The sequence below is a fragment of the Streptomyces roseus genome, from assembly GCF_001044425.1.
In the GTDB taxonomy this organism is placed as follows: Bacteria; Actinomycetota; Actinomycetes; order Streptomycetales; family Streptomycetaceae; genus Streptomyces; species Streptomyces roseus.
Genome location: NZ_LFML01000085.1, coordinates 78,918 through 95,870 on the forward strand (window position 1 = coordinate 78,918; position 16,953 = coordinate 95,870).

The following is a 16,953-nucleotide window of genomic DNA, read 5'->3' on the forward strand; positions in this document are numbered from 1 at the left end:
AGCTGTTCCGGGGCTGCCGCCGCTCACGCCATCTCGTGGTCAAGGTCGGTGGGAACAGGGTGGAACCCCTGCCGCAGAGCATCTTCGTAAACCTCTATCGCCTGCCTGGCCTGGGCCCCGACCACCCGTCGCCCCTGGGATAGACGCTGCGCGATGCGGTCGGCGAGCTGCCTGTCCACGGAGCGCAGGACCCGGCCCTCGCGGGCCCAATCCGCCAGAGCTTGCCACTCCTCGCTGGGGATGTCCTCGACGGCGGCTTCTGCCTCGTCCGACTCGGTGCTCTCGGGCGAGCCGATCTCGAAGGGATCAGCCGCGAGCTCGGTGGCCAGCGCGGCGGGCAGCGTCCACGCGATGCGGGAAACCTCGTCCCAGCAGTCAGGCCTCTTCGCCCACTCCGACACGTGCCGGTCGCCGGAGATCACCGTTTCCATGATCAAGGGACAGAGTTCGTCGAGGGCGCTGTTCAGGGCATCTGTTGTGCCCTGTTCGTTCCAGATCCTGTCGAGGTCGATCCTCTTCTTGGCCTCAAGCGAGAGCCGGGCGACCGTGTAGGTCGTGATCAGCCGTTTGTGGCTACCAGCCGAGTGTGTACGGGCGATCCGGTCGGCAGCCTGGAAAAGGAGGGAGGTGGCGATAGCACGCTTGCAGTACTGCACGTCCACGACGGGATCGGACTTCTCGATCCGCTCCATGAAGTGGGCGAAGTTCTTCTGGGCGCCGCGGCTCACCCAGTGCGGGAGCTGTTCCCAGGAGTGCACGAAGGTGGCCAGGTCGGACTTGCTGAATCTCTGTCGCGTCGGCGTAATCAGCTTGAACTTGCGCTGGGCGGCGCGCGTCTCGTACTCGGCGGACTTGTCGGTGTACTGGCCCCGTGCCCGCTCGTAGAACCATCGCGTCTCCTGGCCGCTGCCGTCGGTTGCGGGGGCCCACAGGCTGCGGGAGACACGTTCGAAGGCGACGTGGAACTCGTGGTTCGAGCTGAAGTCGACCAGCGTCACCTTGTTCTGGGTGTTGGAGTACTGGGAGATCCTCGGAACGATCTCGGAAAGGTGGGCGGGATCGACGATCGTGAGCTTCATCTGCACGTGGACCCCATCCAAGTCCCGCTTGTCACGGGTCAGGACGTGATGCAGTGAGGCGGTGGTCTGGCCGCCATTGACGATTTGGAGGCCGGTCATGCTCCTGATGGCGATGGGACGGCCGGCCTCGTCGGTCTCGAAGTCCACGTCCGAGGCGGTTGCGGTCACACCGTTGTTGTAGGCGAGGAACTGGCCCGGGGCTTTCAGAAGGGTGTCGCGGATGCCCTTGTTTACAGTGCCGCGGGTCTGCAGGAAGGACCGAACGTTCAGTTCGAGCAGACGGGTCCGGTGCTCCTTGTACAGCTCGGCCAGCTGCCGACCGGGAATCACGGCCAGGACGACCGAGTAGTTCGGCTCGTCGCTGTGAGCTGCCAGGCAGGGAAGGGGACGCTCGAAAGTCACCTTGATGGGCTCGCCGATACTCCCGGATGTCTCGTGCCTGTGGAGCCGCGCGAGATCCCAGAGCTCGTAGGTAACGGGGATCCCCTCGAACTCCGAGGGCTCCGGGGCGCTCGTCGTACTGACCCGATTGCTGAGGAGGAAGAGGCGGATCTTCGGAACGCTCGACAACGCCTTCTCCACACCGACGCACATGTCGTGCACGTCGGTATTGTCCTCCTGGTTCGGGCGGATTGACCCGTGCTTTCCCAGGAACGCGAACAGCCGGCGGAAGAGTCTGTCGGACTCGGCCTTGGTCAGCTTGCTGCTCGACGGCGTCAGGTTGAAGTCCGTCGTGTAGAGGTCGAGGCTGGAGCCGTCCTCAGGCATGCCGTAGCCGTAGATCTCCAGTCCCCGCGAGGAGTGGTAGGCGAGTGCTGCGTCGGTGACGACACCGGCTTCCTCAAGGATCTCGAGTACGTGCTGGGTGAACGTGTTCGGAATCGAGCCGCCCTCAGCGTCCGCCAGCGCCTGGATGTCGGTGACCAGCGCGCGGGAGTACTCGTGGACGTCGTGCTCAGCCATGGGTTCCTCGGATCAGGTCGACCAGTGTTTCGGCGGTCACGCTGTGGGTGGCCAGGGCCGACACGTCAATGTTGTAAGTGCAGTTGCCGATCCCGGGCGGCAGCGCGGCCTCGACGATCCGGGGGAAACCCTCCCCGACCGTCCAGAACTCGCTGCGACGCAGGGTGTAGCGATCGTGGTCGTAGAGGTCCCGTTGATTCGGCAGATAGCCGGCCTGGACCAGCAGGCTCTCGAAGCGCTGTGAGGCGGACGGTGAGGTCAGACGAGCCCGTATCTCGTCCACCAGGCCGTTCAGGCTCGTGCCGAGCCCCCGCTGCCGGTCGTCGAGGACGACATGGGCCAGTGCGAGGGGCGTCGAGTCGGCCGTGTCCAGCTGCCGCTCGCTCGCGATCTGCACCGTCCGGGGAGAGCGGACCGTGGTCGACTTCACCTCGACCGCAGCGCCAGGCAGCTGAAAGTCCTGGTTCGTCTGGCGGGGTCCGGTCCAAGAGCTGATAGCTGTGTGCTGGTCGACAGTCGGCAATACGTACTCGAGGAGGAAGTGGAGTTCGCCGAAGAGGCCGCACCGAGCCTGTCGGGACAGGCCCTCGCGTGACACAGAGCGCAGCAGCTGCTGCCACCCGACGTAGCGACGAACCGCAGCCTCCGCCGCCGTCTCGGTGGTCGGTGAGTCCCGCACCACCTCTGCGATGTCGGAGACGAGCGGGGTGAACACCTCCGTGAGTTCGTCGTCAGTGAGCATGACCTGGAGCTCGTACTGGTTGCCGGACACCGACGACAGGTTCAGCTGCAGGCCACGTGTGGCCGGCAGCTGTTGGATCTCCTGACGTACGGTGTCAGCGGTCCTGGCGTCAGTGCCGAGCAGCAGCATCCGCCGGAGGGCGGGGTGCGTCACCGACACCTGGATGTCGTGTGGGGAGTCGGGGTAGAGCCGCCGGGTGGACCTCCCCGGGGTCTGCTGGTGAGCTTCCAGCTCCTGCCACACACTCTCGTCGATCACTCTTCGTCCTCGAAGTCGTCGAACTCCATGTCCTGCTTGAACCAGATGTCGTTCACCACGTACTCAGTCTTCAACTGGTGGCGGGAGAACGGGAAGCTGATTGCGAACCCGACCAGCGGAGCGACCGGCTCGGGGCTTCCCGACGACTTGGCCACCTCGGCAGGGCTGAGGGGATAGAGCAGGAGCAACGGCTGATCAGGGCGGCGCTGGTGACGCAAAGGCCGGCCGCGGGGGGTGTCCGGATCGAGCGGTTCCCCCTTCCTGTTGAGCTTCCCCTTCGCGGCTTCCTGCGTGGCTTCCAGGGCACGCTTGAGCTGTTCCGGGGTCAGGTCGCGGAGCTCGTCGGCAGGGCTGAGTACACGCTTGATCGTGTAGCGGCCGGAAACGACGTCCGAGGACCTGGAGTGGCTGCGCGTGATGAGGCCGACAGAATGGCCTGCGATCTCGGCCGGAGCTCCCTTGGGCAGTCGGCTCGCCAGACGGATCGTCCAGTTGCCCAGCTCACCCTGTTTGGCGCACTGGCGTACGTACTCTGCGATGAATGCCGGCCGCACCCGTTGGGCCTGTCGGTCGGTGAGGTAGGAGTCGAGGAAACCTTCGGTGACGTCGGAGGATGCGACGCCGCTCCAGACAATGGTCCCGCTCCGCTCGTCCACCTCCCTGGCGGAGTGCGCATCGAGGCGTGTGACAAACGACTCCAGCAGCTCGTGGTTGCTACGGACCACCTTCTCGGAGAGGTCGAAGATGGTCGTCTCGGGAAGCTCACCAGAGTAGCTGAGGCGGACACGTGTACCCTGCCTCATCTTGTTGGACGCCGTGATACCGAGGCCTAGCGACGAGGTTCTGACCTTGAGACCGTACTCGCGGGGGGTAAGTCCAACCGCGGACATCTCCTCGACGTCGCGCCGGAGTTCGTCTGTGGCGGCAGTGATCTCCGCGTACTGGCGCTGCAGCGTACGTGTCGTGTACAGCCGACACAGGTCTTCGTAGCGAGGGCGGTAGCCGAACCAACGTCCCATCTGCAACAAGGTGTCGTACGTCTTGGAGGCACGCAGGTAGTAGCTGACCGACAGCCCTTCGAGGGTCAGACCGCGGGAGAGCTTCTCGCCGCCTACGGCGATGACTGACAAGCCGGTCTCCCGGCGCTCGTAGTACTGGAGGGCGTCCTTCGCCGCACCGTTGACGGCCATGACGGTGATCTTCGCGAGGGCGGCATGGAGATGAGCTTCGACTTCCTCCCAGTCGAGCCTGTCACCAGTCATGTCCTCGGTGCAGGGGACGAAGTCCTCCTCCCAGAGTTGCCGCAGCTCTTCCTCGAGTTCTTCACGTGCGCTGCTGAACCGGTCCTGGAGAACGTCGAACAGCAGGCGTACATGGGCGTCGATTTGGTCGCGGACCTGTTGCTGCACAGCGGTGAAGCGCGTCACGTGCACCAACATGGAATTGTGGACTGCGACCTGCCCGCGCGCTCGGCGTGCCGCACAGGTCAGAACGAAGGACCGGATGGCGCGCTGGAGCGACTCCGGAAGGAAGTCGGGAACCTGGAGGTGGGACTTGTGCTTGTCCGGCACCCAGAGGTCCGTGTCCTTGATGTGCCTTATAAGCGGCAGGGGCTCGATGTCCTCCTCGTCGCCGTCGGTCTGCAGACCGAAGAGACGCTCGGGACCGAGGTAGTTTGACGGCGCCCGCAAGGTGCGGATGAAACTCTCCGGGAAGAGGTCGGGGCCCAGTTCGGCATCGTCTGTGTCGGGGTTGATGTAGATATTCGCGAAGGGAGTCGCGGTGTAGCCGACGTAGGACGCCTTTGTGAAGCTGTTGACCAGCCGCCTGATGGCCTTGTTGATCGCCGACGGGTTGGTGTCCGGGTCCTTGGAGGTGTTCACCCCGGCGTTGTCGGCTTCGTCGTCGATCACGAACAAAGGAAGGTCGGGAACGACCATCCGGCCGGATTCCGGGTCCTCCACGCCGTGGTTGTCGATGACCCAGTCGCGCAGGTTGTCGATGATCCGACGGTTCTTTTTGACCACGAGGACAACTGGGACACTACCCACCGGCACGTTCGCGGAGACCGCCGTCTTCCGGGCGAAGTCCCCCTTTTCGTGACTGGTGGTGAGCGACGCGGCCTTCAGCCGCTTGCCGTGATGCGACATAGCGCCAACACCGATGTGACGATGCGCGTCGTCGTCCGAGCGGAACTGGTACTGGGTGTCGAACCCGAGAAGTCCCTCGTCGATACGGAGCTGGGTCTGGCTGCGCAGGTCGTTGTGGATCCCTGCGAACACCACGATGAGCCGGTAGCCGGCGTCGGCTGCCTTCGCGGCGAGCCCGATGAACTGCCCCGTCTTACCGGACTGTACCTGTCCGATCACGAGCCCGGTCCTGCGCCAGATGCCTTCTCGCTGAGGGTCTTCCAGTTCACCGAGAACGTCGTCGGTGCTCTGGTCAAGGCGGCGCACGACCTGCGTCGGGAGCTTGGACACACTCAGGAGGTAGCGCCGGTAGCGGTCCCAGAAGTCCCACTCCCGGTCTGCCTTCGCGTCGGCGAGCCAGGCCACGTGGCCCTCGTCGTTCGTCATGGCGGAGGAATCAGCCTGGAACACGGAAGCTCGGGCCTCGAGCACCTTTCGCACCTGGTCCCGTTCCACGGTGATCCCCTGGGCAGCAAGGATGCTGACCGCGGTGTTCACGGCGAAGTCCACCTCGGCCGGCGTTGCCTGGCGGTCACCCGGCAGGAGCAGCAACGCGGTCTGTTCGGCCTTCTCGAGACTGTCTTCGGGGGTGGTGCTCACAGCGACCTCCAGCGGCCGGGTCGGTTGGGAGTGGGGCTACCAGATGGGTCAGGAGTTCCAGAAGCCCTGTTGCTCGTCGAAGGGAGGCATAGAGCCGAGTACTCCCCGGGCGTCCTCAGGGGAGCGGCCCTGCTCCAAGAGCGCCTCGTACACCCGGCGAGCGATGTCGACGGTCTCGGGAGCGGCTGGCCCTGGACCGCCGAAGGGTTCGGGGTCGTCGACCGTGTCGGTCTCGTGGAGCATGCGGAGCGCCGTGACCGGGACCGTCTCCTCAAGAAGGCGGAGCATCGAGCGGACGACTTCCGGATTGCCCCCTCGGTCATCCATCGCTGCCTTCACCAAGGGGTGTTTTCTGTTGATACGCAGAGTGATCCGGCCGTCGTGACGCTTCACATTCCAGGCAAACCTCAGGGGGTCACCGTGCGCCCGCGACACCACCTGACCACGCTGTCGTGCGGAACGGGAGGCCGCCTCGCGGGTGTACCTGGCGATCCTTTCCAGGTGACGGCGCAAGGAGACGGGGGGAATCACGCTCGCTTTGCGCACGTCCACGCCCCAGTCCGCGTCGGCCTCCGCAGGGATGTCCACGGCGATCCGCGCGAGGTTGTACTTCTCTTCGCGCTTCAGGCCGCGGATCCCCAGCCAGTCACCGGCCAGAATCAGGCGATCACGGCGGTAGACGTAGAACCCCTGTTGCCCCAGCCATCCCCTCTGCCCGGCAGCCGACTCGTATTCGGCCTCCGAGAGACGCTGTGCCGTGGGGAGGATGAAGGGCTCCACGCGCACCGACTGCGATCCCAACGGCAAAGGCTCCCAGGGGATCCGCTGTACCGACGGGTGCGTAGACAGAAACGGGTCCCACGGGGAGAGGTCGGAGCCGCGCACCCGGATCCGGCACCGGACCGGACGCTTCAGGAAACGCGCGAAGACCATCGAGAGGTGGGCTTCGGTACGCTCCACCTCCGCGTAGAACTGGGCCTGCGTCTTTTCGTCGTCGCCGGCCACGGCGGTGTTGTGGTAGCCGGAGAGCTGCTCCCACAGGACGACGGTCCCGTGCTGCATGCTTCCCGCGATCCGACGCAGGAGGGACGAGGTTGTGTCGCCGGGGTCACGGAGTAGCCGCCACTCCTTGTAGTGCTCCACGACACCGAGGTCCCACGTCCGAACGTGCCAGATCCCGTCCTTGGCTGTGGCTACGGTGAGCTTGCGGCACTGGGAGAACGAGGCGGACTTCAACCCCACACCGAAACGACCGAGATCCATGGCACTCCGATCGGCGGATGGGCCGCGGGCCGCCACCGTCATGGCGGTCACAAGCTCGGGCTCCGTCATCCCCTTGCCGTCGTCCGTCACTGAGATCCAGGAGCCCTGTCCGTCCCACGTGAAGTCGACGTCGATGTTCTTGGCCTCTGCGGAGACGCTGTTGTCCACAAGATCTGCGACGGCGGCGGGAAGCGAGTAGCCGAGCGAACTGAGCGACGCCACCATGCCGGCAGGGTCGGGCGCGGCAACGTCGAAGTCCATCTTCACGCTCCGTACCCGGTGCACCCGGTCAGTCCTGTGTGGTCGATTCGTCTGTGTGCTCTGCGAAGCGGCACGTGGCAGGACTGCTCGGGCTTCGTGTGGTGAGTGCGCTGCTACTCGTCCCACGTCAGCCGAAATCCCCCGTTCGGAGCATGCTACCGAAAGGGGCTGGTCGGGCGTAGGTGATCTTTGAGCAGAGTTGCCGCTGGAGGCCTGTTCAGCCCAGGTCCCGTTCGCCATAACGCCGTTGGTGACACGGGCTGCCATGGATGAAGGACATGCTGAGGGGGCTGGCCCCCTGTTGGGCATGGAGCGGGTCATGGTGAATCAACAGGGGCTTGGCCAAGCCGGGTGGCGACCCGGAGTTCATAGATGTGCTTCCCCCGCGGTGGGTACGTTCTCAGGGACTGGAGGCGAGCGGGCGACTCCCCCATCAGCGCCAAGATTCCAGCGGAATGCCTCAGTTGACATGGGTGCTGTCATGAGCGCAGGAATCTGCTGCGGGCGCGGTGGCGGCCGCCACGGGGGCTGCCGTGCTCATCCTCTTCGAGGTGCCTCGTGTGGGGGCTGGGGCGGTCAGGTTCGTCGCTGATGCGCAGAGATCGCCACACCCGCTGATGGAGTTCGGCGATGCAGGGGCTGCACGCGAACATCGGCGCCTGCATGCCCGCAACACTCGCTGGTCCGATCCATAAGACGCGTGTCCAGCGTTGCCCGCAGTACAGCCAGCAGACCCCGTCCACCCATGGGTTCCGGTCATCGGTCTGGGCGGGCGCGGGTAGACCTTCGCGCGTAAACGCCTCGATTCCAGGAATCACCAAGCGGTCAGACATGGGTAGTTTCTCCAGTTCGCTTCTCCACCGGTCCGAGGTGGTGGGGTCGGGAAGCAGCCTCGTAATCGATGGCTACCGGCGGACGTAGGCCAGTCCGGGGGCGCGGTCGAGGTCGAGGGTGAAGCTGTGCACCTGGTCCGCGCTGCCGGTCAGGGTGAGCGTGTAGCCGTTGCCGACGTACGCCGCTGGCCCCGTTTGGGTGAGTTGGTCTTGGGTTCCTCGGCGCCACAGGTGGAGGGTGCCGGCGCTCCGGGTCAGCCGCAGGCTGCCGGGGGCCTGGTCGCAGGAGAACGTACCGAGTTCGACCTCCGGGCCGCGGTTGCCGTTGGCATGCTGGGTGCGGGCCGCGACCTTGGGCTCCGGGCGCAAGGTCGCGGCTGTGCGGAGGACAACCTTGGGGTCCAGCTCCGGATGTTCTCCGAGGCCCCGCAGGATGGCTGCGGTGATGTAGTCGGCGGCGATGTCGGCGTTGTTAGACAGGCAGATAACCCGCAGCCCCGTCGCGTCCAGGTGAGTCGCGGCGGAGAACCCTTGTTCGTGTCCGTAGTGGAAGACGCCGACTCGGCCAGGACGGGTGTCGGCGTAGAGGCCGGGTCCGTAAAGGTACGGCTGGTGGTCGCTGGGGTGGTAGGCGAGGGCGTTCTGCCAGGGGAGCTGGTGTTCACACTGCCAGTACTGGCGAAGGTGGGCGAGCCATCGGTTGAGGTCGCTGGCGGTGGTCCACAGGGTTCCCGGGCCGGGCAGCGTGACTGGCGCCTCTGTGTGCCACCAGTCGTTGTGGGCGGCCTGGTAGGCGGATGTCGCTCCGGGGATGACCTGGTGCGGGTCGGTCTTGAAGTGGGTGGTGTGCATGCCGAGTGGGCCGAAAACGCGGTGTCGGGCGAGTTCGGGCAGCGTGGTGTGGTGGACCGTTTCGAGGATCTCGGCCAAGAGGAGGTAGTTGGTGTTGCTGTAGAGGAAGCGGCCTTTGGGGACGGCGCGCTGGTCTTGGCGGTAGGCGAGGGTTCGCAGGTCGTCTGCCGTGTAGTGGTCGAGTTCACGGAAGCCAGCGAGGGAGAGCAGGGACTCGGCGTCGCGTATGCCCGATCGATGGGTGACCAGGTCCGCGACGGTGACATCGCTGATCTTGAGCCGGGGCAGCAGGTCCGCGGCCTGCTGGTCCAGGTGCAGGAGATCGTCATGCGCCGCGAGCAGGATCAGGTGGGCGGTGATCTGCTTCGCGACCGAGCCGACGTTGAAGGTGGTGTCTGGTCCGATGGGCAGTCCGTGTTCGAGGCTGGCCAGACCGGTGTGGAGGATGGTGGGCTCTTCGCCTGGCCGGTGGAGCAGCAGGGACAGGCCAGGCTGCTCGTCGCGGGGCGCGTTCACAGGGCGAGGGCCTGGTGGTGGGCGGCAGCGAGGCGGTGGCGGAGACCGTCGTCGCGGATCAGCTCCAGAGCGCGGGCGTGATCGGGCGCCGTGCTGGCGAGGAGGCTTCGTTGCTGGTCGAGGTACGCGGTCAGGAACCGGTGCAGGTCTCCCGTGGTGCTGTTCAGCGCTTGGGCGGTGAACAACATGGTGAGCGGGAACGCCCAGCAGGCGTGGAGGAAGCCGAACGCCGGCCGCATCGTCTGCTTCCACGGGGAGTGGAAGTGGGCGGTGTCGCTGATCTTGCATGCCGTTGCCGCGAGCGCGTCGTTCAGCCAGTTGTGCCCGGCCTCGTGGATCAGGTCGCGGGCCAGGACGACCGGGTCGTCGACGTGGTCCATGAAGACCGTGCCGGGCAGGCGGCTGATGGTCCAGCTATCGAGGGTCTCGCTGAGGTTCTTCGTCCGCAGCAGGCACAGGACGACGGCGTGCGCGGCGAGCAGGTCGCCGAAGCCCGCTCGTGCAGCGCTGGCGTAGGCGTCGGCCGCGAGGTTGCTCAGGTGAGGCTGAGCGGGTTCGGTACCAGGGCCCAGGACGTAGTAGGGGGTCTCGGAGATCGCGGATCGGGGCAGGTCGGCGAGTGTGGGCGCGATGACCACGCGGGCGCCGACCACTGTGGGGACGGAGCCCGTGGTGGCACCCGCGTCGGGGTGGGCGACGTACCAGTCGAAGGTCGAGGCATCGCCGGCGCGGGCGGCGGCTTCGGCTCCTTCGAGGGCGTGGTGGGCCAGGCAGTAGTCGGCTCCCGTACTGGTAATGGACTGATGCGCCTGGGCTCCGGGGCGGATGACCGCGTGGATTCGCTGCGTGCGCTCGTGGTGTAGGTGGTCGATCGGCCGGAGGTCGAAGAGGGCGGCGAGGGTGTGCATGAGGCGGCTCTCCTGTTCGGTGGTGGGCCCGGGGCCGGGCCGCAGGTGCTGGCGGCCCGGCCCCGGGGGTGTTCACCAGCGGCGCTCAGTGCGCCGGGCGGCTACGGGTGTTCAGGCGGTGGTGGTCTCCGCCTCGGCCGCCGGCCAGCCCTCGGCCGAGACGCTGGAGGTGTGGGCGGTGGTACGGACGGTCTCGTCCTCGCCGCGCAGGTCCTCGACGTTGGCGAGGAAGTCGGTGATGCGGTCCTGGTTCATGAGGTGTTCCGCCTTTCGGTCTCGTTGGCTTCGGCTTGTTCCGCTTCCTGTGCTGTGGTGCCGGCTAAAAGGCGGAGATCTCGCTCTGGGCATGAGGGCTCCCTCGCGTTGTAAGCGCTGGTGCAGGTCGGCCGCGGTGCGGAGCGCGAAGCGCAGGTCGTTCATCGCGGGCCGGTCGCCCACGCCGTCGGACAGCGCGGCGGTCACGACGCCTCGCAGGGGCTCCGGGACGAGGGGCAGCTTCGGGTGGCCGGCCAGGCGGGGGATGTCCGCGCACAGGTATCGGTAGACGAGGACACCGAGGCTGAACACGTCGGCTGCCGGGGCGGCCTCGTGGTAGCCGGTGAGGTACTCCGGCGGCCAGTGGACCTCGGGGCCGCGGTGTTCCGGCCCGCGCGGGGTGGACAGACGGCGGGCGGCTCCAAGGTCGGTGATCAGGCCCCGGCCCTGGTCGATGAGGATGTTCTCCTGGTAGACGTCGCGGTGGACGATTCCGCGCTGGTGCAGGTTGCTCAGGCCGTCGGCGACGTCGGCGAGGATGCTGAGACCCTTGCCGGTGTCCTTGGACGTGGCCATGAAGGCCCGGAAGTTCCCGCCGTCGCAGTGCGGCATGGTGTACCAGTCGAACCGCCCCGAGCTGCCCTGTTCCAACAGCGGGACGATGTGATCGGCTCCTCCGGCGGCGGCGGTCAGCTCCGCCTCGTGGCGAAAGTCTTCGCGGGTGAGGGCGCGTTCGGTCTCCGTCATCTGCGCGTACCAGTAGAAGCCGTACGCGGCGGGCCTCTCGCTGGGGTCGAGCTCGGCCAGGACGTGGTTGCTGCCGAAGCCCGCCTTCAGTACGACGCCCTCCTGGCCGGGGCGGCTCGCTCTGACCAGGGTGCTGGCCCGCGTGAACGCGAGGAGGTCGTTGATGTGCCAGCCGTCCGTGCGGAGCTGATCGAGGACCCAGGCTGCGGGATGCATCGGGTGCAGGTTCATCGGCTCGCTCCCTTGTTCGTGGCCGTGGGGCTGCCGGCCGAGCGGAGGTCCTTCATGCAGGCGTTCACCAGAGCTTCGAGGTCGGCATGGGTCGTGCAGGGGTGCTTCAGTACGGGCAGGCCCGTGGCCTTCGCCCAGGCGTCGGCGGCCTCGTTATAGAGGTCGGCCAGCCGGGCGGCGGCCTCGGGCTGTTCGGTGAAGCGACGCTCTGTCGCACGTCGAGTGATGCGGTCGTGGCAGATGTCAGGCTCGGTGGTCAGCAGAACGGTCAGCTGCGGACGGGCCTCGGTTTGCTCGGCGAGACGCTCGACGTACGTGTCGACGTGCTGCCGGTGGAGCAGGGCGAGCAAGCAGGCGGTGGAGAGGGTGAGCCGGTCGGCGAGGACCGGGCCCTCGGTGAGGGCGACGGCGATGTTGAAGCGGGAGTGCAGGGCCAGGTCCCGGGCGGCGGCCTCGATGGCCTCCTGCTCGTCGCCCCCGTGCCCGGCCCGCAGACGGGTCAGCGTGCGAGTGGCCGGGTGGGAGAGCCAGGAGAACTGGCCGATGTGGCTGAGGGGGATGCCCTCGGCGTGGGCGGCGGCTAGGAGCCGGTCTCGGAGGGTGCTCTTTCCGGCGCCGGCTATGCCTTCCAAGGCCAGGAGCACGCGTTCACCCGGCCGTGGTGGGCTCGGCGATGAGCCAGCTGATGAACTTGGCGACCCGACCGGACATGACCGGGAGGGTTCCGTGCGCGAGCTGGGAGCCGTACAGCAGGGCCGTTCCGGGAGCCGGGGCGACACTCCAGCGGGTACGGGGCATCTGCTGAAACCAGGTCGCGGAGTTGTCGGCTCCGTCGTGGGCCAGCCACATGCCCTCCTCGTAGCCATTCGAGGCGGCATCGGGGGCCTTGCCGTTCCACAGGCGGTCGCTGGAAGTGGTCTCGACGTAGAAGGCGCCTCCGGCGTCGGCCTGGGTGATCACGACGCTGATGCCGGCGATCTGGCGGGGCCAGGCGAGCGGGTCGGGGGCGATGCCGTCGAGGTGGCTGGTGATGTGCTGGCCCACGCCGTACTCGACGTACGTCCACGGGCGGCACAGGGTGATCGAGGGCATGACGCGGGAGAACGCCGGGCGAGCGCGTTCGAAGGCATCACCCAGGAGCTTCTCGGCGGCTTCGGGGATCGAGGGGATCTCGACGCGTCCGGCCGGCTCGTAGACGGCCATGGCCTCTTCGGGGCTGTGGCCGGGGATTTCGTGGATTGACGTACGGCGCTCGCCACCGAAGCGGCTGGTTCCGCCGCTGGTCAGGACGTCGTTCATGAGGTCGGCGAGCTGGGTCCGCTCGGCGTTGCTGAGGAAGTTCTCGATGCTTCCGACGCCGACGGTCTCGGCAATGTGGATCACTTCGTGGTTCCCCCTTGCTGGAGCACGCGGTGGATGTCGTTCAGGTCCGTGCAGTGGTTGAGCCAGCTGACGACCGGGCTGCGGGTGGCGGCCAGCGGGTCGTGCCACAGGGCGAGCAGTTCTCCGGTCAACGGCAGGGCGCCGCTGTCGGGCAGGAGGTCAGCGTCAGGTGTCTCGGCCTGGGCCAAGGCGCCGCACGAGGCCCCGTGCTGCTGGGTGAAGACGAGGGCGAGACGGGTTGCGGCTGTGGTGCGGCAGGCCCGTACGAGGGGGTCCGTGGGTAGCGGCAGGCCGTACGCGTTGTGTTCGGCGACTGTCCATGCCTGGGCGATGGCGGCGCCGGAGGCTGCGATGTGGCAGGTCGCGCAGCACTTGTGGTCGGAGTCCGGGCAGAGGCGAAGGTGCTCGCCGAGGCTGGCCGCGATCTCGTCGAGGACGGCCCAAGCGGTACTTGCCAGCACGGTGCCGACGTCTGGTTGTCGGCATCCCGTGGTGTTCATGTGGTTGCAGCAGGCCTTGCCCGCTCTGGGCTGCTTGCTGGAGGTGAGGGCGGGTTCGATGAACAGGGTGTGGAAGTAGGCGATGCGGCCCAGGAGCTGGTGGATGGTGACCGTGTCGCCGGGCTTCATCGCAGCACCCCCTCGGGGGCTTGCGGCAACACCGGCAGCGGGCAGGCGCACACGGATTCGGCCTTGGGGCGCTCGGCGTCGAGGGCTGCGGCCAACATAGCGGTGGCCTCGTTCAGGCGGGCGAAGTAGCCGTCCCACCCCTGACCGGAGCCGGGGTCCAGGCTCAGGTCGAGGACCGGGGTGGTGGTGCCCGTGTTCTCGCAGGTGAGCTCCGAGCGGCCGACGTTGACCTCGATGCCCGCGGGCAGGAGGGCGCTTGCGAAGGTGGCGGCACGGCACAGTGCCGCAGCAATACGGGCGTACTCCTGGCGGTCGCGGGGGAGGAGCCCGATGCGCAGACCCGTCGGGGCCAGGTCCACGCCGGTGTACTGGTGGCCCTGGCAGCTGTCGTACGTGACGAGCCCCCAGACTCGGGTGACCGTGTCGACCAACGGCCATACGCCGGGTTCGATAGCCGCATGCCACATCGGGTGGGCTGGGGTGAGATCGTCGGCTTCGTGGATACCGGCGAGGCCCAAGGTGTTGATGTTGCCGTGCTCACTGGTGTGCAGCCTGACTTCGTTGCCGACGAGGTTGGGGGTGTCCCAGCTGGTCAGGAAGGCGTTCACGTCGCGCACGCTGTTCGGGGTGCGGGGGCGCCAGCGCAGGCTCTGGCACCAGGCGCCGGCGGGGTGCGCGGGCTGGGCCAGCAGTGCGGCGACGCCGTCGATCATCCGCATGCGGTAGTCGCAGTACGCGTCGTGATCATTGTTCGGGTCCTGGCGCCAGCGGGTGGCGATGCATCCTCCGCCGCAGGTGGTGCGGTAGTCGCAGGTCGTGCACTTGTCCATCAGGGCTTTGCCCTGGTCCAAGAGGAGGGAGTTCTGCTGGGCGTGGACCACCTCGCGCTCGTCGGCCGTGGACTCCAACTGGGTGAGGCGGGCCTGGGGCCAGGGAAGTTCGTCGCAGCTCCCGAGGCGGCCATCGGGGTAGAGGGTGAAGACGTGGCCGCACTTGAGGTCGGAGAAATGGCAGAAGCCTGTCGTCAGACCCCGTAATCGTCGGATCGTGGAGACGGCCGGTTCCAGCTTGATGCGGGCGAAGTGTCCGGCGGTGATCCAGTGAGCGGTGGCGGCAAGGACGAACTGGGCGTACTCGTCGGGATGGATCGCCCAGGCCGGGCCATCGGCTGCGTTCACGGCAGCCTGCTGAAGCAGTCGGCTGGCCGACTTGCGCCTGCTCCGCAGGGCCGTGGAGCGGCGGATTGTGGAGTCGAAGCAGGGTACGAAGCTGATCGCGTTGACCGAACCGAAGCCGGCGAGGTGGTCCAGCACCTCTTCAGCGCGGTCCAGCACGGCCGGGGTCACCGCGGCGATCACACCGACGCTCCGGCCCCGCTCTGCGAGCAGGTTCAGGGTAGCGGCGACGCGCGGATACACGGGCTTGCCGTCGTAGCCGACGCGCCAGGCGTTGCCCTGGGCGTCACCGTCGAGGGAGATGCCGATCCGGAGGTCCGGGCAGAGGGTGTCGAACATGTCGAGCCAGTCGGCGTCGAGCAGGACACCGTTGGTCTGCAGGCTGACGCGGACGACCTGCGGCAGGCCGGACAGCTCCGCCAGGATCTCGCCGATGTGCTTCCGCCCGGCCGTCAGGGGCTCGCCGCCGTGGAGTTCGACGGCGAGCTTGCGGCCCTTGAAGATGCTGGCGAGGCGCCTGATCTGGTCGGCGCTGACCCTGGCACCCCCGGGGGCCTCCTTGCGCTTCTCGTAGCAATAGAGGCAGTCGATGTCGCACGTCTCGCCGCGCGTCTTGACGATGACCGACACCGCGGTGCCGGTGTCATCGGCGTCCAGGCTCCGGTAGAGCCCGTCGATCGTGTGGCGCTGTTCTGTGCTGAGGTTCATCGGCTGCCCCCTCCTATGCTGCCGTGACCGGATGAATGGCTAGTCGGACAAACACCCCAGCAGGGCGCCCTGGCCGGACTGGAGAATGTGCGCGGCCTCCAGCGGGATCCAGAAGCACTCGAAGTGAGTCGGCTCCTGCTCGCCGTCGTGGTCCTCCTGGCTCATCCACCGCTCCGGGGTCGGCTCGGTGAGCTCCAGGTGGAAGACATGCCGGTGCTGGATCTCGAACCGGTACGGACTGATGTCGTACTCGGTCTCGCCGAGCTTGCGGACGATCTTGAAGTCCGACAGGCCGGTCTCCTCGCGGGCCTCACGCAGAGCGGCCACCTCCGGGGTCTCACCGGGGCGGATGCTGCCCGCAGGCACCTGGATGCCGACCTCCTCGTAGGAGTAGTCGGTGTGGCGGAACACCAGCAGGCGTCCGTCGCGCACGACGTAGACGAGGACCTTTTCCTTCGTGACCTTCTCGGGCATAGCGAAAACCTCCACTTGGTACAGGAGCTGATTCGTGGGCCCGGCCCCGTAGAGGGCCGGGGGCTGCTTGTCCCGTGGTCGACCGCGAAAGTCGGTGTCCCGGGGAAGCCCACGAGTCTAGGCCCCCAACTTGCTGTCAAATCAGCGCTATTCAGTCGATGGGCTGGCCCGCAAAGGGCCGCCCTGCTGCCGGGGTTACAGTCCGGCGCCTGGCCCTCGTTCGGGTGTGCGATGGCGCTCCAGCTGCCGGTGCACGAACCCTCGTCACCGCCCGATCAGCCACGTCGCCGGCATGGTCGTGGGGCAGACGCCGATCACGACGGCTGTCCTGATCTGTCGGTCGATCACCCGCACTGCGGGGCAGATCGAACTCCGCCCAGCAGCGCTTGCCCGTCGCCGTCAGATCGGCACCGTGGCGGTCGGCGAGCACGGATACGAGATACAGACCGCGCCCGGACTCGGCGCTCCCGCTCAAGGGCTCCGGTCGCGGCAGCGCCTTCGTAGCGTCATGCACCTCGACCGCAAGCACAGGCCCCTCCCGGTAGACGCTGACGGTGACCGGCCCCCACGCGGTGTGGCGCACGGCGTTGGTGATCAGCTCGCCAGCAGCCAGCTCGATTCCGGACAGTGCCTCCGCGTCGAGCCGTATGCCCCAGGAGCGGATCTCGGCCACGACGCGGTGTCGTGCCTGCTGGGCGGCGGCTGCCGTTCGGGTGACGGTGAACGTGAGCTGGTGGTGCGCTGCCATGAGCGGGCCTCCTGGGCTACCTGACTTGCGTTGCCGCGGCGGAGACTCAGCCGCGCAGGGCGCTGTCTTGCCGGGGCGAAGACGAAGTGTTCACGGCGGCTCCCGCCTGAACGAGGCCCTGAACGACGCCGAACGCGGC

The 16,953-nt window shown here is 67.2% G+C and carries 13 protein-coding genes; all 13 read right to left on the reverse strand.

From position 1 onward, the window contains the following. Positions 1-23: 23 nt before the first annotated feature. A complete protein-coding gene (locus ACS04_RS21525; protein WP_048478326.1) occupies positions 24-2,042 on the reverse strand; it encodes an AIPR family protein in 2,019 nt (672 codons plus the stop codon). Next, positions 2,035-3,042 carry a PD-(D/E)XK motif protein gene (locus tag ACS04_RS21530; protein WP_048478327.1) on the reverse strand — a complete coding sequence of 336 codons (1,008 nt, stop codon included), beginning with the start codon at positions 3,040-3,042 and terminating at the stop codon, positions 2,035-2,037. Before ACS04_RS21530 ends, ACS04_RS21525 begins: the two co-directional genes overlap by 8 nt. Next, a complete protein-coding gene (locus tag ACS04_RS21535) occupies positions 3,039-5,831 on the reverse strand; it encodes a Z1 domain-containing protein (protein WP_048478328.1) in 2,793 nt (930 codons plus the stop codon). Before ACS04_RS21535 ends, ACS04_RS21530 begins: the two co-directional genes overlap by 4 nt. A gap of 48 nt (positions 5,832-5,879) precedes the next feature. Further along, positions 5,880-7,355, reverse strand: a complete 1,476-nt coding sequence (locus ACS04_RS21540) for an ATP-binding protein (RefSeq protein WP_048478329.1) — start codon at positions 7,353-7,355, stop codon at positions 5,880-5,882. Between the two features lie 905 nt (positions 7,356-8,260). Next, complete coding sequence (locus tag ACS04_RS35370) at positions 8,261-9,556, reverse strand: serine hydrolase domain-containing protein (protein WP_053080876.1); 1,296 nt, start codon at positions 9,554-9,556, stop codon at positions 8,261-8,263. Then, the gene (locus tag ACS04_RS21550) at positions 9,553-10,464 is read right to left on the reverse strand and encodes an aKG-HExxH-type peptide beta-hydroxylase (protein ID WP_048478330.1); all 912 of its coding nucleotides are present in this window, start codon (positions 10,462-10,464) and stop codon (positions 9,553-9,555) included. Before ACS04_RS21550 ends, ACS04_RS35370 begins: the two co-directional genes overlap by 4 nt. Before the next feature lie 111 nt (positions 10,465-10,575). Beyond that, positions 10,576-11,697, reverse strand: a complete 1,122-nt coding sequence (locus tag ACS04_RS21555; protein WP_048478331.1) for a protein kinase domain-containing protein — start codon at positions 11,695-11,697, stop codon at positions 10,576-10,578. After that, positions 11,694-12,341, reverse strand: coding sequence for a nucleoside/nucleotide kinase family protein (locus ACS04_RS21560; RefSeq protein ID WP_048478332.1), 648 nt, complete (start codon positions 12,339-12,341; stop codon positions 11,694-11,696). The genes ACS04_RS21555 and ACS04_RS21560 overlap by 4 nt, the downstream gene beginning before the upstream one ends. Before the next feature lie 4 nt (positions 12,342-12,345). Continuing rightward, positions 12,346-13,080 carry a hypothetical protein gene (locus tag ACS04_RS21565; RefSeq protein ID WP_048478333.1) on the reverse strand — a complete coding sequence of 245 codons (735 nt, stop codon included), beginning with the start codon at positions 13,078-13,080 and terminating at the stop codon, positions 12,346-12,348. Beyond that, positions 13,077-13,709, reverse strand: coding sequence for a hypothetical protein (locus ACS04_RS21570; RefSeq protein WP_048478334.1), 633 nt, complete (start codon positions 13,707-13,709; stop codon positions 13,077-13,079). The genes ACS04_RS21565 and ACS04_RS21570 overlap by 4 nt, the downstream gene beginning before the upstream one ends. Next, positions 13,706-15,592, reverse strand: coding sequence for a radical SAM/SPASM domain-containing protein (locus ACS04_RS21575; RefSeq protein WP_063839288.1), 1,887 nt, complete (start codon positions 15,590-15,592; stop codon positions 13,706-13,708). The genes ACS04_RS21570 and ACS04_RS21575 overlap by 4 nt, the downstream gene beginning before the upstream one ends. Positions 15,593-15,631: 39 nt before the next feature. After that, positions 15,632-16,066, reverse strand: coding sequence for an NUDIX hydrolase (locus ACS04_RS21580; RefSeq protein ID WP_048478335.1), 435 nt, complete (start codon positions 16,064-16,066; stop codon positions 15,632-15,634). A 151-nt stretch (positions 16,067-16,217) separates the two neighbouring features. Further along, positions 16,218-16,814: an ATP-binding protein gene (locus ACS04_RS36460; RefSeq protein ID WP_078865092.1), complete on the reverse strand. Its 597-nt coding sequence runs from the start codon at positions 16,812-16,814 to the stop codon at positions 16,218-16,220. Positions 16,815-16,953: the final 139 nt, after the last annotated feature.